The organism is Pseudomonas sp. FW306-02-D09B, assembly GCF_058782685.1.
Map to the genome: position 1 here is coordinate 174,286 of NZ_JBYSXY010000005.1, position 22,576 is coordinate 196,861.

Sequence of the window (22,576 nt, forward strand, 5' to 3'; positions counted from 1 at the left end):
GAATTGTCAGGAGCATGATTGCCCCATGGATTTTTTTGGACCCCATCTTTTCGCGTATCTGATCGCGCTCATCCACTCACTGGGCACGATCGCCGCCATTCACGCCGTATTAACCGTCAGGACCGCTCAAGGCTCGATTGCCTGGGCCTTGTCACTGGTCTTCATACCTTACCTGACGCTGATCCCTTATCTGGTCTTCGGTCGCAGCACCTTCGACGCTTATATCAAGGCTCGTCGGCAGGCCAACGAAGAAATGCACAAGGCCATCGCCGACCTGAACTGGCGTCCGTGGATCGAGGAAGCGCTGACCGCCCGCGCCTCCAAAGCCTACACCTCGTTGCGGGCGATGCCGAAGCTGGGGCGGATGCCGTGCCTGGCAAACAATCAGGTACGGCTGTTGATCAACGGCCAGGCAACCTTTGATGCGATTTTCGAAGCGATACGCACCGCCCGTGAAGCCGTGTTGATTCAGTTTTTCATCGTCCATGACGACCAGCTCGGCCGACGCCTGCAAACACTGCTGATGGAAAAATCCGCTGAAGGCGTCGCTATTTACCTGCTCTACGATCGGATCGGTAGCCACTCCCTGCCTCACAGCTATGTTCAACCCTTGCGTGATGCCGGGGTGCAGGTCGAAGCGTTTGCCACACGCAGTGGCTGGCTCAATCGGTTCCAGGTGAACTTCCGTAACCATCGCAAGATTGTCGTGGTCGACGGCGCGCTGGGCTTTGTCGGCGGGCATAACGTCGGTGACGAATACATGGGCCAGAAACCACCGCTGGCACCGTGGCGCGATACGCACATCGCCGTCAGCGGCCCCGTGGTTGCGTGCATGCAGGAGTCTTTCGCGGAAGACTGGTTCTGGGCCTCCCGAAAACTGCCACCGCTGATACTGCCACAGAGCTACCCCGATGACGGCGTGCTCTGCCAACTACTGGCCAGCGGACCGGCGGACCCTTACGAAACCTGCTCGCTGTTTTTCGTTGAAGCCATCCACTCCGCGACCGAACGCGTGTGGATCACCAGCCCGTATTTCATACCCGATGAAGCGGTGTTTGCCGCACTACGCCTGGCGGTGCTGCGCGGTGTCGATGTGCGGCTCCTGTTGCCATCTCGACCGGATCACCGGATCGTCTATGCCGCCTCCAGCCTGTACGCTTTCGAAGCGGTACGCGCCGGGGTTCGGGTATTCCGTTACCAACCGGGCTTCCTGCATCAGAAGGTCGTGCTGATCGACAGTGAGATCACGGCCATCGGCAGTGCGAATCTGGACAACCGTTCGTTCCGGCTCAACTTCGAAGTCATGCTACTGACCGTCGACAGCGAATTCGCAGGTTTGGTGGAACACATGCTCAACGACGACTTTGCTCAGGCCCACGAAATTGCCAAAGGCGAAAGCCGGAAGACCCACCGCCTGCAACAGCTTGGCATGCGGGTCGCCCGGCTTATCTCGCCGATCCTTTAAGGGTTGTAGATATCGTCACGCGTCCACGGTAGCTCATGGCTGCCGTCGGGGTGGGTCTTGACCGCGAGGATCTGGTGCAAGTTGATCCAGCCCCGCGCGAACGCATAGGCGCAGCCTGCCAGATACAGTCGCCAGATCCGCAACGCCTGCTCCGGCACCTCTTTGGAAGCGGCTTCAAGGTTGTCCTCCAGCCGCTCGCTCCAGTGGTCCAGCGTGCGTGCGTAATGCAGACGCAGGCTTTCGACGTCGACGATCTCCAGCCCCGCTTCACTGATTTCAGCCGAAATCATCGACAGGTGCGGTAATTCCCCGTTAGGGAATACGTAGCGCTCGATGAAATCACCCGCTCCGCGTCCGACCGGCCGGCCATCTGTGTGCTTGGCGGTAATGCCATGGTTCATCACCAGGCCGCCTTCACGCACGGCACCGAACAATGTCTTGCAGTACTCCGCCAGGTTGGCGTGCCCGACGTGTTCGAACATGCCGACACTCACGACTTTATCGAACCGCCCATCCTGAGGCAGATCGCGGTAATCGAGCAGTTGTAGCTCAACCTGATCCTGCAAACCTTCAGCGATCACCCGCTCCCGGGCCAATGCCAACTGCTCCTTGCTCAGGGTGATGCCAAATACTTTCACCCCGAACTCCCGCGCCGCATAACGCGCCAACCCTCCCCAACCGCAGCCGACATCCAGCAGGTATTCGCCGGGTTGTAGCCGTAGTTTGCGACACAGATGGCGGAATTTTGCTTGCTGGGCCTGTTCCAGGGTTTCGCTGCCGGTTTCGAAGTACGCGCAGGAGTACGCCATGTCACTGTCGAGCCAGAGCTGATAGAAAGCATTCGAGAGGTCGTAGTGATAGGAAATCGCCGCTGCGTCGGTGGCTTTGTCATGGACAGAGCGCACCGGCTGCTGGCCGTCGGCATCATCCAGCAACGCTTGGCTCCACTCATCACATACCCGGATCACATCGCTGATCTGGCCTTCAAGTTCGAGCTTGCCCTCAACGAAAGCGGCGCCCAGCAGGTCGAGGCTTGGGTGGGTGAATTGAGACACCATTTGTGGGTCCTTGACCACAATCGTGACGCTGGGCGCAGGGCCCAGATTAAATTCATGGCCGTCCCAGAGTCGCAAGCGAAGCGGTAATTGCAGATTCTGTAAGGCCGGTGGCAGTTGCGCGAGCATGAATAGTCCCCCTTGTTTCAGACGTCTGATTTGAGGGTAGACCATTGTGGAAAATTAGCTGGCTATCGATTTAATAGCCTTTTCCTATGAGTCACGATAGAGCAACAAGCTGTCGTAAACCCACTGTTTCAGCCATGTAACGGCCTGAAGAGGTGCGCCCTCTTCACAGTTGACTGTCAATTGTGCGCACAGTTCGCCAGCTGCTGCAGGTCGCGTTACGAACTGACCGGCACGTCCTCAACCTTCTTCTTTCAGCTTCAGCAGCGGCTCCTGGAACCGCAACAAACGCCCGGCATTGCCCAACACCAGCAACGTGCTCAGGTTATGCAGGACCGCAGCGATCATCGCCCCTGCCGCTCCCAGCCAGCCAAACGCGGCGAACGCGACGATCGCCAGCGTCCAACCCAGACCGATGATCACATTGACCTGCAAGGTCTGCCGGCACTGGCGGCTCAGGCGTACGCAAGTCCCGAGTCGACGCAGATCGCTGCCGATCAATACGATGTCGGCCGAGGCCAGGGCGATGTCTGCCCCGCCCGCGCCCATGGCCACTCCGACCACGCCGGCCTTGAGCGCCAACGAATCGTTGATGCCGTCGCCGACCACCATCGGCCTGAAACCATTGTCGATTTCAGTCAGGACGCGATTGAGTTTGTCTTCCGGCAAGGCTTGCGCCTCGACATCGCTGATGCCGACTACATGGGCCAGGCTGTGGGCGACGCTTTGTCGATCACCGGTCAACAACAACTGCCGGCCAAGGCCCAGTTCGCGCAGTTCTTTCATGGCAAAGCGCGCTTCCGGTTTGACGCTGTCAGCCAGCAACAACCACGCGAGGAAACGTCCATCCAACGCCAGACCGGCAATCGGCCCATCGTGCACCGGCACCGTCGAGGTGGCGATGCCCAACTGCGCAAACAGCTCGGGTCGGCCGAGCGCCGCTTCGCCCTGTTCGGTCATCGCCACCACACCCAAACCCTGGCGTTCCCGAATATCCGACAGCAACAGGAAATGCTCCTGAGCGACCAACCCGGCCAATGCCCGACTGACCGGATGGCTACTGGCCGAACCGAGGCTGGCGGCCAGTTTCAGCAACGTGCTGCGGTCCTCGACCGGGCTGTCGATCGACTGCAAACGCAACGTGCCAAACGTCAGGGTGCCAGTCTTGTCGACCACCAACGACGTCAGGTCCGCCAACTCTTCGAGGAATGCCGAGCTGCGAATCAGGATGCCATGGCGCGCAGCCACCGCGATCCCGGCAATCGCCGTGGCCGGGGCCGACAGCACCAATGCACATGGGCACGCGGCAACCAGTACCGCGAGCATTGCTTGCGCATCATTGGTGACGAACCAGGTCACTGCGGCCAACAGCAACACCAGCACCATGTAGCTGCCGGCATAGCGTTCCAGCAATCGGGTGATCGGTGGCTTGGAGCGCTCGGCGCTTTGCATCAGCGCAATGACTTTGCCGAGGGTCGATTCGTTGCCGGTGCGGGTCACTTCCAACCGCAGCAAACCATCGAGGTTGATCGCCCCGCCGAATACCTGCATGCCGACGGTGGCCTCAAGCGGCACCGACTCACCGGTAATCGGCGCAGTGTCCAGGCTCGCTTGACCGGACAACACCCGCCCATCCGCTGGGACTCGATCGCCTGCGCGCACTTCGACGATGTCTCCAGCCTTCAGCGTAGCGTTGTCGATTTCGATAATCGAGCCATCGGCCTGAACCTTGCGTGCGTGGCTGCGCGTCAGACGGCCCAGCGCGTGGATCGCTTCCTGAGAGCCAATCACGCTGCGCTCTTCCAGGACATGGCCGAAGATCATGATGATTGGCAACAAGGCCGCGGTCAGCAGATCTCCCGTCGCCCAGGCGCCCATCATCGCCAAGGCGATTAGTTGATCGGTGATCCCGTGCAGGCTCGGGTAACGCAGGCTGTACCAGGCCGAACGCATGACCGGAACGGCCACCAGCAACGAAGCCAGCCCGAGCAATAACTGACTGACACCGGTTTGCTCCGGCGACAACCAGCGCCAGACCAGCCCCAGGCCGAGCAAGCCCAAAGCGAGCATAGCCAAGGTCAACTGACGTGCGGCGCTGCGTTGTTCAGCCGTGCTCAACATGCTTGGCGCGGCGGCGGTTTGAACGGTCATTGTTCGGCTCCCTGAATGATCAGGCGGGAATCGTCTTTAGGGTTGACCGTGGTAACCGAACCGGCCTGACCAAGAATTTTCGGCATACGCTCGCGATAGATCCGCAGGAGCATTTCCGGGTCGCTGCCCTTCTGTTGCGCCTGCGCCAGGCTGAGCACCGTGGCGGTGTCGGCCGACGCTTTGGCCAGGCGTTCGCTGGCTTGAGCGTGAGCGACTTGCAGTGTGCGGTCAGCTTGTTGGGTCGCGGTCTGAGTAAGTTTTTCGGCTTCAGTACGTGCGTTCGCCACGGCCTTATCTGCCTGCTGACTGGCAGTCAGTACCGCGTTGAAAGCATTGACCGCCGGTTCGGGCAGACTCGATTGCACGTCGACCCGGGCGACTTCGATCCCCAGTCCCAACCCCGTCGCGGCTAACTCGGCCAAGCGCTGATTGATCCCTTGCACCAGATCACCGCGCAGACGTTCGCGACGTTCAGCGGCCTGATTGTCGGCACCGATCAACTCCGGCCGAGCGACCAGAATGGTGTCCAGGTCTCGTGCAGCCGTCAGCGCCACCGCACTGCGAGTCACCAAACGGTCCAGCGCCGGCAGCACATGCTCACCCTGCAGGACGAAGGGGTAAGGCTCGGTCACTTTGTAAAACACCCGAACGTCCAGTTGCACCACGCCCGAATCGCCAGTGAGCAAATACCCAGAGCCGGCCAGCGCATCGCTCAGTGGATTGGCAAAACTCGCCACACGCTCACCTTGCAGCGCAGCATCAGAGCGCAGCAGATTTTCCACCCGCCGTTCGATCACTCGATCCGCTGCCGGCAACAAAATCACCTGCTCGAACGGACGCGGCCACGCCAACAGCAGGCCGGCGTTCTGGATGCGATCCAGTGCTCCGAAGTGCAACACCACAGCGCGATTCTGCGGATCAATCTGCCGCACATTGGAGAAAGCCCAGACCAACGCAGCCAACACCGTTACGGCATAGAGCGCGAGAAAAGCCAGGCGACCGGCCTGAATCCACGGGCTGTCGAGTTCATTTGTTCCACGTGGAACCACACTCATGGCTGCGACCCAGACTTGTTATCCAGCGTCGGCGGTCCATCAACCAACACTCGGAATGGCGCAGCATCGGTACGCAGAATCAGCTTTGTGCCCGGCTTTACCATCGTGTCCAAGGTGTCCAGCGAACGCAGCAAGTTGTACAACTGCGGCGAACCCGCGTAAGCCTTGCCGTAGATTTGCGCGGCTTCAACCCGCGATTGGGCCTCAATGTCCGCGGCCTTCACCGTGGCGTCGGCCTGGACGATCCGTGCATCGCGCTCGGCGGCTGAGCGGATTTGCGCCGCCTCTCGCTTGCCGATGGCCGTGCGTTCGGTGGCAATGGTTTCACGCTCGGCGCGCATACGGTCGACGGTGGCAGTCAGGGTCACTGACGGCAATGTCAGCCGTTCGATACCCACTTGCAGCACACGCACGCCGTAAGTGGTCAGCAGTTGCTGATCGATCTGCTTGCGCAGTTGCGCCTCGAAATCAGCGATATGCACTTGGTTGGCGTCGGTGTTCACCAGGTTGGCCAGGTCGAAACTGCTGGCGGTAGTTTCCAGCGCCGAGCCGACAAACGTACGAATCTGCCGCGCTGCTTCGTCCGGTTGGTTCTGCACCGCTCGCATGAAGCGTTGCACATTGTCTGGATCACCCTGCACCTGCCACGCGACATAAGCCTGAACGATGATCCGCAAACCATCGCGTGTGCCCACGTCCTGCAAACCGCTGGAGGTGGTGCGCAGGCGCAGGTCGACCGGAATCGCCGCCTCGAACGGTGTCGGCCAGCGCCAACCGAGGCCGGGCTCCAGCAGCACCCGCGAAGGATTGCCGAAACGGGTAATCACCGTCGCCTCGCCCGAACGCACTTGCACCAGGCTCGCCGCTGCAATGGCAAACAGCACCAGCAGCGCCGCCCAGCCCATGCGTCGCCACGGGAAGGGGCCCGCCTCTTGCGGGTCGCCATGGTGATGATGGTGATGGCCGTGATGATGCCCGCCATGGCCATGGTCGTGGCCGGCGTGGTCGTGATGATCATGCGGCTCGTGGGAATGCGACGGGCTCAATTGGCGGCTCCTGACTGAACGGGTTGACGTGACGGCGAAGTGTCAGTCGGTAAGGTGGCAGGTAACGTGTAGCTGCGTAAGTCGATGGTCGGCGTACTGTTGCCGCCCAGACGATGATCGAGGACCAGTACTTTGGCGTTGGCTAATCCTTGGCTCAGTTGTGCGAAATATTGCTCCAGCACAAAGGCCCGACCGGCTACGGCGTAGGCTTTGCGCTCGGCAGCGAAGCGCAGGTCGGCGGCCTGGGCCGTAGCGTTGACTTCGCGGGCCGTGGCCAGCGCCTGGTCATGGGCGACACTGGCCTGCAATTGCGCCTGATTGGTCTGCTCGGCAGCTGCGCCACGCTCGCGCGAGATCAATGCTTGCGCGCCGATCTGCGCCGCTTGCACGCCGTGATAGGCGTTGGCAGCGCCGGCCGGAGGGTGAATCGCTTCGACGACCGTGGCGAGGATTTCCACGCCACTGTCGAGTTTCTGCAAATCAGCCTGCACGGCACGACCAATGTCTTCGGCGAGCCCTACCCGATCTGCGCCGAGCAAACCGTCGAGGGTCCGCGAGGCGAAATCGTGCACCAGAATCCGGCTCGCGGTGCTGCGAATCAGTGTGGGTACATCGGTGCTGTTATAGGTCGCCGCCAACGCGGCCTGATCGCTCAAACCGATGCGGTAGACAAAACGCACGTCCATGTTGACGATCTGGAAGCTCTGTTTATCGTTACTGCTACTGGCAATCACCTGGGACTTGTCATTCACGTGGCTGGCGTCCCACAACCGGTTGGCAATCGCCGGCGCGGGCCCTTCCGCAGGATCGGCCACCGTCACCGCTGGCGTGTCACCGACGCTGGTCGCCAATTCGTGAACCACACCATTTTCGACACTCAGCACCCGCCCCAACGGCCAAGGCAAACCGGCATGCAAACCCGGGCCAAACACCTGCACCGGCTTGCCAAAGCGCTCGTAGATCCCCCGCCCTTGCAGCGGTATTTCGTGAATCCCGGTGAGCAGCCAACCCACGAACAGCACCACGCTCAGCACAGGCAAGAAGGCCCGACGCATGTAAGTGAAAGCCCAGATCTGTCGCAGATCGATACCAAAGCGGTTATGCAATTCGTGCTGCAACGCCAACAAAGGTTGTGGCGGCCAGCGCAACATGTCCGCCACAAAACTGCGCGCCAGCAACGTCGGTTCGAGCAGATCGCGACGTGGACTGAACAACGACAACACCGCACGCAACAATAATTCTGCGGCGACCAGCCCCGGCAGTAGACCGATCAACACCGCCAGACGCACTGGCCAGACAGCCGTTTCGCTGCTGAACAACAGGCAGAATGCGCCGGTCACCAGACAGATGATCGCCACGCGAGTGAGCTGCGCCAACTGCCCGGCTTCGGGCCATTCAGCAGAATTTTCCTGAGTCAGTTGGCGTTCGCACACCAGCAAGCCGAACGCCAGCAACAACGATAGTGCCGCCCCAACGCTGGCCGAAAGACCCAGTGCAGCGGCGGGTAATGTCAGGCTCCAGAATTGTTCGAGGCTGAACAACGCCAGCAATGACCAACCGGCCAGCCACAACGTCGGCGCGCCGATCTGCGCCAGCAATCCGGTCCAGCGCTCACCCGCTCGCGCCAACAGTCGCTCATACCAGCCGAGCGCCTCGATCGGTTCGAGCTGTTCCGCAGCCAGCACAACCACCGGTTCAACCAGCGCCCGCGCCCGCCATTGGGTGATCCACCAGGCCGATTGCAAACCGGCCACCACCACGATCAACGCCGAGGACTGACTGACCAATAGCGGCGGCCAGATCGATTGCGGTGCAAACAGCCCGACAAAAAACGCCAACAACAATCCTGCTGCTGCGAGACTCGCCAGGCCGATGCCCACCCGCTTCAACCGACGTCCGTGAAACACCGCCTGCTGAAAACGCGGCAGTCCTTCCACGTTCGTCCCCTCAGCCTCCAGATCGACTTGCATACCACCTCAGTACTTGCTGTTACGTGAACCAGACCTGTGGATAAGTCGTCAGGCCGTTGCATTTTTTGCAAATCGTTACGATATAACGATGGTAGTGAATTTTCGGCTCCCCGCCCATCACCCAACCCGCACCTATAAAGATGAAAGCGTAGCCGGGCTGAGCAAGGGCATCAGCTCGGCAAATGCCCCAGCGGTAATGGCCCCGGGGTTTTTACCGTATGAATTGCGAAGTTGCTGCGGATATCACTCACACCCGGCAGCTTGAGCAGGCTGCCGGTCAGGAAGCGCTCATAACCGCGCAAATCCGGCACCACCACTTGCAGCAGAAAATCCGATTCGCCTGACACCAAAAACGCCGAAATCACCTCGGGCAATGCCGTTACCGCCAGACGAAACGCTTCGGCCTCTTCATCGTTGTGGCGCTCGACCTTGACCCCGACAAACACGGTCAACCCCAGCCCCACTTCGTCGCGGTCGAGGTTGGCTTGATACCCGCGAATCACCCCAGCCTCTTCCAGCATTCGCACCCGACGCAAACACGGCGAAGCTGACAGGCCGATCTCGTCCGCCAGTTGCACGTTGCTCAGGCGACCGTCGCGTTGCAGCGCGGCAAGGATTCGGCGGTCGTAGGCGTCCAGTTTCATGGTTTGGCAGTTCCCGACTGTTTTTATTCATTGATTGGCAGAAGCTGCCAAGTCTAGCTGTTTCCAGCCGCGACTACGCAACCACCTGCCCTGCCCTTCGGCCCTAGACTTTGATCACCGAATCGCTAACGAATGGGGTGCAGCATGGCAGAGCTCTGGATGTTCTTTTTGGCCTTGGCAGTGGTTTACCTGTTGCCCGGCCCGGACATGATTCTGCTGCTGCAAACCGGTGCCCGACAGGGCAAAGCCGCCGCGCTGGCCACCGCCATTGGCCTGGCGATTGCCCGGGGTTGCCACGTTGCGCTGGCAGCGCTGGGCCTGGCGACGCTGTTCAAGGCTGCACCCTGGACCTTTGAAGTGGTGCGCCTGGCTGGTGCGGCCTACCTGCTATGGCTGGGGATTCAATGCTTGCGCTCAAACATGCTGCCGAATCTGAACGCCAACGGCACAGCCGTTGCGAAACTTGCGTGGCGCGCGGCGATCCAGCGCGGCTTGCTAACCAACCTGCTCAACCCCAAGGCGCTGCTGTTTTGCTCGGTGCTGTTGCCGCAGTTCATCGACCCGCAGGCAGGGCCGGTGCTGACGCAGTTCGCGACCCTGGGCGTGTTGCTGGTGGTGGCCGGTTTGCTGTTCGACAGTGGTTACGCGCTGATCGGTGCCTGGCTCGGTCGCTGGCTTGAACGCAGCCCCTCGGCGCAGCGCATGCAGCAATGGCTGTTTGGCAGCCTGCTGATCGGTTTTGCGCTGCGCCTGACGTTCGTTCAGCAGGCTTAACGATGGGCCTTGCGCTTGTGGCGATTGATCAGCAACAGGGCCAATGCCGTGAACATCACCACAGACCCCATTTGCAGCCACTTTTTATAGGGCCGCAAGGTTGAACGCACGGGCTCCAGGACTTGAGTCACGTAACGTTTATCGGCGTTCTGAAAGTCGGGATAAGGGCATTGATGCCCGAAGTTCATCGCCCAATCCACATAAGGTCCCTCTTTGACGTACCGTTGGTAGAAGGCCTTTTCCTCCTCAACGCTGGTACCAAAACCCGCCGCTGTGCACAAGACCGCCGCGAACGCCCCACTGCTGTGGGGCAACAGGTCCGCCGCCTTGCTAGCCAGGCCTGTAGCAATGTAACGGTAGTGGAAACGTTCGTCCGGTTTGGCTGCGCTGACCTGCTGGCGTTGCACCTCACCTTCGGAGATCAGCGGCCCGACTTTTAGCTCAGTTGTCTCAAGGCTGTAGTTGCCATCGAACGTGGCGTAATCCGGGGCCATTTCGTAACCGAGAAGCTCCATTCCCCAATGACGAGCAGCCATGCCTGCATTGAAATAAGCCGCTGCACGACGAGTGGGCCACCACGCTGATTCAGCCTCCTGGCGCAGCTCGGCGTAATGTTTGGCCTTGGCTTGCAACTCAGGATTATCAAAGTACCCCGGCGCTTCGTCGTAGCGCTCTTCACGCAGCAACCGACGCCCGAGCAAGTTCCGCAGACGTGCCGCGATCGGTACCGGCACATAACGCTCGCGCTCCTGCTGGGTCAACGGCGTTGGCGCTGGCACCTGACGATCGACAAACTGCTTCAATTCATCGACGGTAAGCACCCGTTCCGCGACAACAGCCGCGTCTTCCCAGTAGAGATCCTGGCTGCGATACAGCTGCTCAAAGGCTTGCAGGTAATCACCACGCTCCAGCGCCAGCAGCGCACTTTCACCGTCGACCCGGCAGCCGGGTTTGAGCGTTTCGTAGTCGCCACTGGACGCTCTTCGATCGCCCCAGTTTTCATCCTGCGGGAAGGCTTTGGCTGCCTTGGCATAGGCGCCGGCAGCCGCCGCTTTGTCACCCTCACGCAACGCCATTTTGGCTCGCAGCCACCAGGCCAGGCCGCCGTCACCGGCATGTTCGAGCAAGGCTTTGGCGGTGGCGTAATCACCGATCTGATAATTCAGCGCCGCCAGACGGTCGGCGTTATCCAGACTGCCAACGGTGCTCTGGACCAGCGACTTGATCATTTTTTGTTCAGCTGGCGGTTGTTCACCGTACGACCAGCCGACATGGCTGATCAACGCCGCCGTGACCAATTGCTGCACCGCTTTGCCTTTGAGTACCTCGTTGAGCTGCGCCTCCGGCATCTCGCCCAGTTCATTCATCAACTGCTTGAGCGAGCTGTAACCGACTTGCGAGCCTTGCAGGCTTTGGGTCGCGTAAAGCTCGACGGCAGTGTTCCAGTCACCCGCCAGACGTACCAACCGCGCTTCTTCACCAAGGCTGGCGACGCCCAATTCCTGAGGGTCGCTGAAACCCTCGATACTCAACTGGCGAGCCTGCACAAAGGCCTGACGGGCCTGTTGCAGACTCTCGCGGCGCCCAGCTTCGTCGAGGTCATTGGCCTCCTGACTGATGGCGAACAAGGCCCGTCCCAGCGAGTAAGCCGCCCAGGTGCTGCGCAACGCCCGCTGATCGGCCGGCAACGCCAGCACTTTGCGGAAATACTCTGCCGCCACGGCATGTTCGCCCGCGTTGAAGGCTACCGCTCCGGCGGTGTACAGGCTGAGTTCAGGCGGCAGGTTGGCGCCCTCGGCTTGCACTTGTTGCGCGTCCGGAAGTGTTCGCAACTGCGCTACCTGCGCGCGCTGAGCGTCGCTCAACCCCGTCTGCTCAGCTGTGTTTCGCGCCTGCACATACAGATCATTGTCAGCGCTGTAACCGTAGTCGACCTTCATTGCCTGCGCAGGCTTCAAACCGGCGATGGCTTTGCCCAGGCGATTCACTTCGAACCGGAAGCTGCCTTCCGGCAATTCGCCCAGGGTCTGTGTCCGGTCGCCGAGCAAGCGCAGCGGAAAATCAGGTCCGCAGGCCATCACGCTGCCCAGCGGCAGGCAGAGACTTACAGCGAGCAAATGACGCGGCCAGTTAGGGATAGACATGAGAACTTCCTTGATCAATTTTTGTGCAGCGCGCCCAACCAAGGGTGCGTTCGGCCTCTGCCGGCAATCGGCCGTCTTTGAGGCGGGTAAAGCTGAGTTGTCCGGGTGTCTGCTGCACGGCATAGCCGTTGAGCGCATCCACCGCATCGCATTCAGTGACCGCCAGCGTCACGCGCTCGGGCAGACCTGCGTCGAGGTTGCCGCGATTGCTCACCGCAATGTCGTACAGACCGTCATGGCTGGAAAGGTTCAGCTCGAGCTGACTGGCCAACCGATCCCCCCGCGCCACCGCGCGTAACGTTGCCAAGCTCCACGCGCGTCGGTCGCCCTTGAGCGGCAGACGAAACCAGATCAACCCGGCCAGATGGGGCGGTGGCTCGGCGCGCAATTGGCTGGCGAGTGTCGATAACTGGTGCGGATCAGCCAACAACTCACGGCGCAGCCCAACGCTCTCCAAAGGCACCTCACTTTCGACGATCGGCGCCCCGCCGTCCCCCGGCAGCAATGCGATACCGTAGGCCGGCAACGCCAGGTAGAAAGGTTTCGCAGTGATCCGACTCCAGCGCCCGGTCCATTGTTTCGCCTGGGCCGGATCAAACAACCCGTGTTCGGGACTGCTCACCGCGTGCACCTGCAACACGCTGCTGTCGACCACCGCCAGCAACCCCGGCAGTTCGGGACTGTCGAGCCAGGCCGGCAGTGCGGTGATGCTCAGTTTCAACGTAGCCGGCAACACGTTGCGCAATCCAACGAGAAACTCACGGTAGGCCGGCAAACGCGCCGCGCCGGCATCGTGGTCAATTTCGACGCCGGCCGGTGTCAGCCCCTGAGCCTGCCAATCAGCTACCACACGCTGGATCTGCGCTATGGTTTCGGTTTGATCCAGGCTCTTGAGCTGGCCATCGAGTCGAATCACCGCAATCAGCGGGCGACCATCATTTTTCAACAGCACCGGGTTGATTCGCGCGCGACGCCAGCCAGCCTGTGGATAAGTCTGCAAGGCCAACACCCGCAACGTCGAAAAGTCCCCGCGCGATTGAGCCAGAGCATCCTCATGGGCATCGGTCCATTGCCGCTGCCAGACGTAAAGCTGTTGATCGAGCGGCGGCGCGTCCTGCGGCTGGCAACCGTTGAGCAGCACAGCGATTAGCAATAGTGCGCAACGGACGAAAAAAGTCGCTGACATAAAGGCCTGTGGCTGAGTTAATCCCTTAACGCAAAAAGGGCCTCTCAGGGCCCTTGTTGCTCAGCAGGTTAGCCTACGCAGCCAACGGCTTGCGGGCAATGATCACCTGACTTTTCGCCACAACCGCGTCCAGCGCCTGCTTGATCTGCGCCCCGCGTGGTGAGTCCAGCACGGCCTGCCAGGTCTCGGCCCAGTGATGGAGCAGTGGATGATCGGGGTTAGCAAAATCGACGTTGGCTTCCCAAAACAACAGCATCCACATCGACCAGTAGAAGCCGTATTGGCTATGACTGATCAGTTCCAGGCCGGCATCGCTGACCATTTGCTTGAACTGCGCTTCGCTGATGATGCGAATGTGGTTGGGCTTCTGGAAATACTCGGGGCGCGCGATGTCTTTTTGCAGGTCTTCGGAACTGGGATGCGGGGCGCTGAGCAAATACAACGCTCCGGGCTTACCTACGCGCACCAGTTCGGCAAGGAACTGCGCCGGATCGTCGACGTGTTCGATGACTTCGGTGGACACCACCCGCGTCGCTGTTGCATCGGCGATCGGGAGCGGGTTGCAGTCGGTGATGTGGCACTCGACACCGCGCGCCGGTGTATCGCTCAGGCGCTGGCGAGTCGCTTCGACCTTGGCTGCGTCGATGTCGGCAATGATGATCTTCGCCCCTTGCATGCCGCAAAAATGCACGTTGCCGCCGTCACCGCAGCCGACGTCCAGCAGGATGTCCTCAGGAGTCACCGGGAAGCCGGTGAACAACTCGCCGGTTTGCTGATTGAACCAGCCGCTAAGGGCCGCATCGTACAGCCCCAGCGAGTACGGATCGACCTTGGCTGCGGGCACTTCAGGCTGCACAGGAGCGGGAGCAGGCGCCCTCGCCGTGAGTTTCTTCAAAAGTCTCAGCATGAGGTCACTCCAGAGGATGGGACGGCGGTTGGGGACGTGCCCAAGCGTTGCACCAGCGCAGCACCAAGATTACGCATGGGCATTTCGATAAAGCGATAATTGAGTTCACTCAGCAGGACGATCAGCCCGCCAGCGATCAATATTGTCAGGATCGGATGGCCGGCCGGACTGGGCAGACCGGCCGCCTGCAAGCGGAAGATGAATTCGCGGACCAACGAGTAGGCCGGGATATGAATCAGGTAAATCCCGTAGGAGCGGCTACCGATCCAGGTCATCAGACTCTTCAGCAATCCCCGAGGCATCAAGTAATCACGGTTGTAGGACGCCACCCAGACCAGCACCGCGCTGAGCACGGCAATCGCGCCGATACGATAGTCGGTGAACGTGAAGCGATCGGTGGCCAGCACACTCAGCGCCATCGCAATAATCAGCAGCACCGACACACCGGCCCAGGGCCGACGCAAAAGCGTTGGTTCCCAGCGTGCATAACCGGGTCGCGCGCTCCACATGGCCAACAGCACGCCAAGGGCCAGTGCGTCGGTTCGGACCACCATCAGAATCGGCGTGCGCAACGTCAGCAACTGCACCGCGACCAGCGCCAGCAATGCCCACACCAGGTGTTTGCGGCAGATCAGAATCAGCAGCGGAAACAACAGGTAGAACTGCTCCTCCAGCGACAGGCTCCAGTAGACGAAACTGATGCCGTACTCGTAGTGGTAGAAGCTGTCGGCAAAGCGAAAATTGGCATACTGCGCGATCCCCGCCAAGGTCGCCTGCAAATTGGCATGCAACGTGCCGAAGGCCCCGGAGCGGTTGAGAAATACGCAGGCCAGCAACATCAGCGCCAGCCACAGCCACGCCGACGGCAACAGTCGAAAGGCTCGACGCAACCAGAAGTTACGCGTCTGCTGCCAGTATTCCTGACGCGTGCTGCAGCCTTGCAACGCCGGTATCAGACTGCGAGCGATGACAAACCCCGAGATAGCGAAAAACAGATCGACGCCCCACCAGAACTCCCCGTGCGACGCAAAGCTCTCAAGCAATGGCGGTGAATTCGGGAACAAACTCCCTTTCAGGTGATGGAACAACACTGCGAGCACGGCAATCGCGCGCAGCAGTTCAATGTCCAGAATGCGCTGACGGCTCATACCTGAGAGGTTTCTGCGATCGATGCTTCAGGGGTTTCCAACAATTGCTGGAAAAAAGCCTGCAACCGTTGTTCGGCGCAAGCCTGACTACAGAACTTCTCGAGGCTGGCCACCGCCTGGGCGGACATCCGCGCATAGCACTCAGTATCACCTTTGACCACCTCATAGCTGGTGCGATAGGCCACACACAACGATGCCCAGTTGGTGATGTAACGCAACGTGCGAAAGGCCTTTCTCGGGTCATGAGGCCAGGCAGTCAACTCTTCAGTGGAGTCGATGAGAAACGCGTTATCTGTACTCAGGTAATCAATCATCGCGGTAGTGCGGGGCGCAACCGCGGGCTTGCCACAGGACATAAACTCCATCAACGGCAAGCACTGCCCTTCACCGTAGGAGGTGTTCACCACGTAACTGGTGGCTTGTACCAGACATTCGTAGTCCGCATCCGCCAGGTAACCGTAAATCAGCACGACTCTGCAGACGTACGGCTGGTTCTTATAGAGATGATGGAGGATGTCGGTCAGTGCTTCCTCGGCATCGTGATGAGTCAGCTTCAGTACCAGCGTAGCGTCTTGTACCTTGCGGAACGTCACGCAGAATGCGCTGAGCATGTCTTCCCAGTTCTTGCGTCCGTCACAAGGATTGAAGACCGAGGTATAAACCACGCCGTCGAGCACTAGCTCGCGTTCACGGGGCGGGGCCTTGAAGTCAATGCCAGTACCTTTGCGCAGGTGAGCTGGACCGAAGGCACGCAGGTCGAGTTGGCGACTGTCGACAAGTAGCCCTTTGATCTTGAGAGTAACCTTGGGTACGCGGGGTTGGCACAGCAGTTGCGCCCCGCGTGCCGCGAAGCGATCCCAGACCGGCGCCGGTACGGCGATCACCGGATAGTCGGCACCCATGGCATCGCGTACTGCATTTACCGTGTAGGTGGAATGGGTGATTGCCGCGCCGGTCGTGGCGAGTACGGTACGCCAATCGTTACAGGGCTCACCCGCGAAGCTCTCGTTGGGAATGGTACTGAATTCCCAGGCGAACACTGGAATGGTTGGACAGGCATAGTGTGTGGGTGTGCGATGGGGTGGCGAGAACGACAAAAACACACAGGCCTCGCCCTGCGCCTGGCATTCGCGATACATCGCATCGACCTCGACGTCCGGATCGCTGACTTCCACCACCCTACCGAGTCGCTCCAGCACCGGGCGGTACTCTTTAAGCACGAAGTAATAGCTGTACTCCGAACGGCCAAGGTTTTTGGCGATCGTGTGCTGATTGGTTTCAGAATAAATAATGATCAGCATGAGGCGTTGTCCGTCACGACCACCGGTGGCGCATTTTGCGCAGCCGGGCTTGGTCCGAAAAAGTCCGTAAGACGCCGCTGGACTTGCACGAATCCGCAATAGTCACGCATGCGTTCAATCGCAGCGTCGGACATCCTCCGATACATCTGCGGCTGCTCCTTGGCGATCCTGTAGCTGTTTTCGTATGCGGTTTTCAGCGAGCCCCAGTCGGGGCGCTGACGCAGGGTGCGGTAGATGATTCGTGTGTCCTGGGGCCAGATCGTCAGCTCTTCACTGGACCTGACGATAAACGCCACGCTGTCGTCGATGTAGTCCTTCATGGCGGTATGGTTCGGGGCGATTGCCGGTTTCCCGCAAGCCATGAACTCCATCAGCGGCAAGCACAGACCCTCGCATCGGGACGCATTGACGTAATAGCTCGCAGCTTCGTAGAGCCGGGCGTACTGCGGATCATCAAGATAACCGTGCATCACCACCACACGGCAGGCGAAGGGGGACAGTTGTGCCAACAGGGTCATCAACTCGCTGTAATAGGACGACAGATCATTCTGGGTAATCTTCAGCACTAGCGTGGCGTCATCGGTTTCGCGAAAGGCCCAGCAAAACGCGGTGATCAGCTGATGCCAGTTCTTGCGGCCATCCTGTGGATTGAACACCGTAACGTAAACCACTCCATCCACCTGGGTTTCGACCATGCCGGTGGTGTCCGGCAGATCCACTGGTGCAGGCTTGTGCTCGGGCAGCGACAGCGGGCCAGCGATACCAGGCAGGTACTTGGCGACTTTTGCATGTGCGGTGTCTGAGAGCAGATCGCGAAAGCCCTCCCAGTACCAGCGACTCAAATGCACCGTTCGACTGACCGAACCCGGTGAAGATTTACCCAGCACATCCAGACACCACAGGCGCAGAAAATGCCGAGAAATAATCAACCGACGCTTGAGCGTCAGAGGTGGAGGTAAAGCCGCATCAAAGGCAGCCTGCTGCTCGGGTGTAAGTGGCGCAGGAATCAGTGCATCAGCCGACAATCCAAGGATCCGCGTGTCGAGAATGCAGCCTTTGATCTCCAGGGTCGACCCCGTATTCAGTGGCACGCTACGGTGTTGGCTACGGATAGCAGAAAAGTCTTCCCACAGAGGCGTCGGTAGCACCAGTACCGGAAAATCTTCCCCCATCGCCTGACGGATAGCGTGGGCGGTGTGAGTCGAGAGCGTGATGACCCGACCCTGACGCGCCAGCATTTGGGTCCAGTCGTGTTGAGGGTTGGCATCCCATTGTTCATCAGGGATCGAGTCAAACTCCCAGGCCACCACGCAGACAGTCGGACAGATCAGGTCGACCGGAGTTTTCTGGGGTGGGGTGAAGGAGAGAAACAGACTTTCTTCGCCAGCCTGCAAAAGCTGTCGATACAACGGGTCTACGTCAGCGGTCGATGACACCACGTACACGCGTCCAAGGCTTTCAAGAACCGGACGGTAGGCCTTGAGGACGAAGTAGTAGCTGTATTCCGGACGGCCGAGACTCTGGCTGATCGAGCGGTCGTTTACGTCCGAGTAAAGAATGAAGTTCATAGCATCCCACGATGAAACCGCCATCCCGGCAGCCTCACTCTTATGACGGTAGCGCCACGGGTCGAGTCCGGCATCACCCGTACTCGCCCATCGTCTGCATACCTGTCTACGTTCTTGTTTTAGTGGTCAGCTTCACTTGGCCGAAAAACCGCCATAAGGGTCGCTGGGCAATCGTGACGAGAGGCATTCTAAACACATCCGTTGGCGATTCGTGAACAGCCCATCGAGAATAAATCTGGCTATTCTGACGAGAACTTACCGGTCACGATTGGACCTGTTGAAATTGCCACGCAATTGGCACAGATTGACGGCAAAACAACTACAACAAAAAACTTCGCTAGCCCGGCCGTTTCAATCAGTCCAAGAATTTTCCCGGGCGTCTCTTGAATGCATGAGAACTAGCTGAAGTTTGCTCAGTGAGGGACGGCTGCTTGAAAATGCATCTATTGGTAACGAACTCGAAAGGATTCGTTGGGCATCACCTCCGATCCTGTCCGGTTTCTCCTGATTCAGCGTGGGTGATTTCGGTTTCACAAAGTCACCTCGAACTGTCCCGATCCGAAAACCACTGCCCAATGTGGCGGGACGGCCAGCATGCTGATTAGTCTTTATCGTTCCCTGTGGGGCCATCGAGGTTTCATCCTTGGCAGCGTCAAGCGGGAGTTTCAAGCCCGTTATCGCAACTCGTTGTTCGGCGCCCTATGGACGGTGCTCAATCCACTGTCGATGATTGTTGTGTACACCGTGATTTTTTCCCACGTGATGCGTGCGCGATTGCCCGGTGTGGATGACGGCATGGCCTACAGCGTCTACCTGTGCGCAGGATTGCTGACCTGGGGACTCCTCTCCGAGATCACTCTGCGCAGCCAAGGCATGTTTCTGGAAAACGCCAATCTGCTGAAGAAAATCAGCTTTCCGCGCGCCTGCCTGCCAACCATCGTTTTGCTCAACGCCGCAATCAACTTCGCGATCATCATGACGCTGTTTGTCGGATTCCTGCTGATCAGCGGCCGCTTGCCGGGAATGGCATTACTGGCATTGGTGCCGTTGCTGGCCTTGCAGATTCTGTTCACCGCGGGTCTAGGGATGATTCTCGGGGTCCTCAACGTGTTTTTCCGTGATGTCGGCCAACTCTTCGCAATCTGCTTGCAATTCTGGTTCTGGTTCACCCCAATCGTCTATCCACTGGCGATTCTTCCAGAACCTGTCCAGCGTCTGCTCCATCTCAATCCACTGACAGCCCTGATGAGCAGCTATCAGAACCTGTTCCTCTATGGTCAATGGCCAGTCTGGGGCTCTCTTGTACCGATGCTGGTTGTTTCGTTGCTGCTGTGTGCAATCGGCCTGCGGCTGTTCCGCGTGCGTGCAGGTGAAATGGTGGATGAACTCTAATGGGACATATCCGCGTATCCGGCCTGGGCAAGGCCTACAAGCAGTACAAAAACCGCTGGAGCCGGCTCTTCGAATGGGTCGTTCCATTCTCCGGGCCCCAGCACCATCAACACTGGATCCTGCAAGGCGTCGAATTCGAAATCACCCCAGGTCAGGCAGTGGGCATCGTAGGGGCCAATGGTGCTGGCAAGAGCACCTTGCTGAAGATGATCGTAGGTACCACGCAACCTACCTGCGGGCGCATAGAGGTACGAGGACGAGTCGCTGCGTTGCTGGAGCTCGGCATGGGTTTTCACGCCGACTTCACTGGCAGGCAGAACGTCTTGATGGCTGGCCAACTATTGGGTATGCAAGTCGAAGAAATCGAGGCACTGATGCCTGAGATCGAAGGTTTCGCCGAAATTGGCGAGGCCATCGACCACCCGGTACGAACCTACTCCAGCGGCATGCAGATGCGCCTGGCTTTCAGCGTCGCCACCGCCCGCAGGCCCGACATTCTGATCGTCGACGAAGCGCTGTCGGTGGGTGACGCCTACTTCCAGCACAAGAGCTTCGAGCGGATCCGCAGCTATCGTCTGGCTGGCACTACGCTGTTGATCGTGTCCCACGACCGCTCGGCAATCCAATCGATCTGCGACACCGCCATTCTGCTGCAAGACGGCCACATGGCCATGCGTGGCAAACCTGAAGAAGTGCTGGACTACTACAACGCCCTGATGGCCGAACGCGAAGGTCAGATAGTTCGCCAGGAAATGCTTGCCACCGGGCAAGTGCGAACCATCTCGGGCACCGGGGAAGCCCGTATCCTCAGTGTGCAACTGCTTGATGAAAACGAACGCTCAGTGGAAGTAGCCGAAGTCGGCAAGCCAATGGTGCTGGAGGTTGAGGTCGAGGTTCTCAAGGACATCGAGCGAATGGTACTGGGCTTCATGTTCAAAGACCGCTTCGGCCAGATCATGTACGGCATCAACACCCACAGGCTGAATAAAGAACTGACTGATTTGAAGAGCGGGGAGCGGATTACCTACCGCTTTGCCTTCATCATGCGTCTGGGCAAGGGCAACTATTCCGTCAGCTTGAGCCTATCGCGCCTGGACTCCCACCTGGATCGCAACTTCGAATGGCGCGACTACGGGCTGATCTTTCACGTCATCAACAACCGCTGTGAAGACTTTGTCGGCTGTGCCTGGCACGACGCCAAGGCCACCGTCATCCGTCCTGCCACTGCGCCGTGCGAGTCGAACTCGCAGCAGGTAACACTATGACTCGCCTGCTAATTGAGTGTACTCATGTATTCGAACACCCCCAGGTGAACTCGGGCATTCAACGAGTGGTGCGCAATGTCATCAACCAATTGCCTGAGTCGGTTGAAGGTGTGGAATGCATTCCCGTCGTCATACTCAACGGAAAACTCTACCGGGTGTTGAACTTGGCGCCATTGGATACGCCTTTTTTCAACAGGTTGCTCTGTTTTGGAGCGAGACTGGAACACCTTTCCCATCGTTTTTACCAACGTTATGCAACGCTAGAAAAACGCTGGCCAATGAACCAGTCGCGTTTTGCCCGTCGGGCACTTTATGCAGGATACCGGTGCTGCTCCCTAGCGTGTTTCAGCGTGCCGTTGAAAATCACCGGGCTGATCAGCAAACGACAATTGCCAAGACGCTGCTTCCCACTTCAGCATCAGCCGAGTGACCATCTGGTGTTGCTGGACTCATCCTGGCAGGCCGATTTTTTCCCCATGGTCGAAAAGCTGAAATGTGAAGGGGTCGGCATCATCTCGATCATCTACGACCTGATTCCGCTGACTCACCCACAATTCTATGAAGCGCGACTGGTAAAGGTCTTTACCCAATGGTTTGACTGGATTGCCAGAACAGCCGATGCGTATGTTGCCATCTCAGCCACCGTGCGCGATCAGTTGCGCGAAGAGCTGCTTGAGCGGATCGGACCGGACAAGGTCAACACGCTCTGGTTCGATTACTTTTACTTGGGCTCGGAATTGGACTTGAGCGTACGGAGTGCAACGGTTGAACCCCGTATGGAACGCATGTTCGCAGTGCCAGACCCAGTGTTCCTGATGGTTAGTACTATTGAACCGCGCAAAAATCATGAATACCTGCTCGACGCATTTGAACAAGCCTGGGCCGAGGGCTCAAAGGCACGTCTTTGTATTATCGGAGGGATCGGCTGGAAGTGCGAATCGCTGATCTCTCGCGTGCGCAATCATCCTGAGCTGAACAAGCGGCTGTTCATGTTCAACAGCCTCACTGACACCAGCCTTGAATATGCCTATTCTCAAGCCACTGCATTGGTGTTTCCGTCCTACGTGGAGGGCTTCGGTCTGCCACTGGTGGAAGCCATGCAACGCGGCTTGCCTGTCATGGCCAGCGATATCCCGGTTTTCCGCGAAATTGGCAAGGAGTTCGTGGCGTACTTTGATCTGGATGATCCGAAAAACCTGGCAAGCCTGATTACCGGCTTTGAACGCAGTGGTGATTTCCCCGCCACTCGTAACATCACCGAATGGAGCTGGATTTGCTGGCGCGAAGCCAGCCAGCAAATGGCTGAGCGCGTTCAGCGTAACTTGAGAAAGGCGTCGGTTAGCAAGGAAAGACAACACGCAGACTGTCCATGAAGCCAA

The 22,576-nt window shown here is 59.1% G+C and carries 17 protein-coding genes and 1 pseudogene; 5 read left to right on the top strand and 13 right to left on the bottom strand.

Translation table 11 applies throughout. The features are described from left to right. Nucleotides 1–25: 25 nt before the first annotated feature. Nucleotides 26–1,465 carry a cardiolipin synthase gene (gene cls, locus AC3WK5_RS11030; RefSeq protein WP_054594809.1) on the top strand — a complete coding sequence of 480 codons (1,440 nt, stop codon included), beginning with the start codon at nucleotides 26–28 and terminating at the stop codon, nucleotides 1,463–1,465. Here cls and cfaB read toward each other — a convergent pair. The 7 genes and pseudogenes from cfaB to AC3WK5_RS11065 all read right to left on the bottom strand — a co-directional run bounded on the left by cfaB (nucleotide 1,462) and on the right by AC3WK5_RS11065 (nucleotide 9,512). Then, a complete protein-coding gene (gene cfaB, locus AC3WK5_RS11035) occupies nucleotides 1,462–2,649 on the bottom strand; it encodes a C17 cyclopropane fatty acid synthase CfaB (RefSeq protein WP_103314831.1) in 1,188 nt (395 codons plus the stop codon). The genes cls and cfaB overlap by 4 nt on opposite strands. A gap of 84 nt (nucleotides 2,650–2,733) precedes the next feature. Beyond that, nucleotides 2,734–2,844, bottom strand: a pseudogene (locus AC3WK5_RS11040) (HvfC/BufC N-terminal domain-containing protein); the annotation flags it as partial. Nucleotides 2,845–2,886: 42 nt separating this feature from the next. Next, complete coding sequence (locus AC3WK5_RS11045; RefSeq protein WP_103314832.1) at nucleotides 2,887–4,797, bottom strand: cation-translocating P-type ATPase; 1,911 nt, start codon at nucleotides 4,795–4,797, stop codon at nucleotides 2,887–2,889. After that, nucleotides 4,794–5,852: a protease modulator HflK gene (gene hflK / locus AC3WK5_RS11050; protein WP_103314833.1), complete on the bottom strand. Its 1,059-nt coding sequence runs from the start codon at nucleotides 5,850–5,852 to the stop codon at nucleotides 4,794–4,796. The genes AC3WK5_RS11045 and hflK (AC3WK5_RS11050) overlap by 4 nt, the downstream gene beginning before the upstream one ends. Continuing rightward, nucleotides 5,849–6,898, bottom strand: a complete 1,050-nt coding sequence (gene hflC, locus AC3WK5_RS11055) for a protease modulator HflC (RefSeq protein WP_019694358.1) — start codon at nucleotides 6,896–6,898, stop codon at nucleotides 5,849–5,851. The genes hflK (AC3WK5_RS11050) and hflC overlap by 4 nt, the downstream gene beginning before the upstream one ends. Next, complete coding sequence (gene hflK, locus AC3WK5_RS11060; protein WP_103314834.1) at nucleotides 6,895–8,868, bottom strand: protease modulator HflK; 1,974 nt, start codon at nucleotides 8,866–8,868, stop codon at nucleotides 6,895–6,897. The genes hflC and hflK (AC3WK5_RS11060) overlap by 4 nt, the downstream gene beginning before the upstream one ends. 170 nt (nucleotides 8,869–9,038) lie before the next feature. Continuing rightward, on the bottom strand, nucleotides 9,039–9,512 hold the full coding sequence (locus AC3WK5_RS11065) for an Lrp/AsnC family transcriptional regulator (RefSeq protein WP_054594814.1): 474 nt from the start codon (nucleotides 9,510–9,512) through the stop codon (nucleotides 9,039–9,041). Nucleotides 9,513–9,656: 144 nt separating this feature from the next. On the opposite strand from AC3WK5_RS11065, the gene AC3WK5_RS11070 reads away from it, so the two are divergent. Continuing rightward, complete coding sequence (locus AC3WK5_RS11070; RefSeq protein WP_103314835.1) at nucleotides 9,657–10,286, top strand: LysE family translocator; 630 nt, start codon at nucleotides 9,657–9,659, stop codon at nucleotides 10,284–10,286. Here AC3WK5_RS11070 and AC3WK5_RS11075 read toward each other — a convergent pair. The 6 genes from AC3WK5_RS11075 to AC3WK5_RS11100 all read right to left on the bottom strand — a co-directional run bounded on the left by AC3WK5_RS11075 (nucleotide 10,283) and on the right by AC3WK5_RS11100 (nucleotide 18,540). Next, nucleotides 10,283–12,430 (bottom strand): hypothetical protein, encoded by a 2,148-nt coding sequence (locus AC3WK5_RS11075; protein ID WP_103314836.1) that lies wholly within the window; start codon nucleotides 12,428–12,430, stop codon nucleotides 10,283–10,285. The two genes, AC3WK5_RS11070 and AC3WK5_RS11075, sit on opposite strands and share 4 nt — an antisense overlap. Then, complete coding sequence (locus AC3WK5_RS11080; protein WP_103314837.1) at nucleotides 12,417–13,616, bottom strand: DUF3142 domain-containing protein; 1,200 nt, start codon at nucleotides 13,614–13,616, stop codon at nucleotides 12,417–12,419. Before AC3WK5_RS11080 ends, AC3WK5_RS11075 begins: the two co-directional genes overlap by 14 nt. Before the next feature lie 73 nt (nucleotides 13,617–13,689). Then, nucleotides 13,690–14,523, bottom strand: coding sequence for a class I SAM-dependent methyltransferase (locus tag AC3WK5_RS11085; RefSeq protein ID WP_103314838.1), 834 nt, complete (start codon nucleotides 14,521–14,523; stop codon nucleotides 13,690–13,692). Next, a complete protein-coding gene (locus AC3WK5_RS11090; protein WP_103314839.1) occupies nucleotides 14,517–15,671 on the bottom strand; it encodes an acyltransferase family protein in 1,155 nt (384 codons plus the stop codon). The genes AC3WK5_RS11085 and AC3WK5_RS11090 overlap by 7 nt, the downstream gene beginning before the upstream one ends. Continuing rightward, complete coding sequence (locus AC3WK5_RS11095; RefSeq protein WP_103314840.1) at nucleotides 15,668–16,972, bottom strand: glycosyltransferase; 1,305 nt, start codon at nucleotides 16,970–16,972, stop codon at nucleotides 15,668–15,670. The genes AC3WK5_RS11090 and AC3WK5_RS11095 overlap by 4 nt, the downstream gene beginning before the upstream one ends. Next, nucleotides 16,966–18,540, bottom strand: a complete 1,575-nt coding sequence (locus AC3WK5_RS11100; protein ID WP_256585107.1) for a glycosyltransferase — start codon at nucleotides 18,538–18,540, stop codon at nucleotides 16,966–16,968. Before AC3WK5_RS11100 ends, AC3WK5_RS11095 begins: the two co-directional genes overlap by 7 nt. A gap of 594 nt (nucleotides 18,541–19,134) precedes the next feature. On the opposite strand from AC3WK5_RS11100, the gene AC3WK5_RS11105 reads away from it, so the two are divergent. The 3 genes from AC3WK5_RS11105 to AC3WK5_RS11115 are packed head-to-tail and all read left to right on the top strand — an operon-like array spanning nucleotide 19,135 to nucleotide 22,570. Then, a complete protein-coding gene (locus tag AC3WK5_RS11105; protein WP_103314842.1) occupies nucleotides 19,135–19,932 on the top strand; it encodes an ABC transporter permease in 798 nt (265 codons plus the stop codon). After that, nucleotides 19,932–21,197 (top strand): ABC transporter ATP-binding protein, encoded by a 1,266-nt coding sequence (locus AC3WK5_RS11110; protein WP_103314843.1) that lies wholly within the window; start codon nucleotides 19,932–19,934, stop codon nucleotides 21,195–21,197. The genes AC3WK5_RS11105 and AC3WK5_RS11110 overlap by 1 nt, the downstream gene beginning before the upstream one ends. Continuing rightward, nucleotides 21,194–22,570 carry a glycosyltransferase family 4 protein gene (locus AC3WK5_RS11115; protein ID WP_103314844.1) on the top strand — a complete coding sequence of 459 codons (1,377 nt, stop codon included), beginning with the start codon at nucleotides 21,194–21,196 and terminating at the stop codon, nucleotides 22,568–22,570. The genes AC3WK5_RS11110 and AC3WK5_RS11115 overlap by 4 nt, the downstream gene beginning before the upstream one ends. The last annotated feature ends 6 nt before the right edge of the window (nucleotides 22,571–22,576 follow it).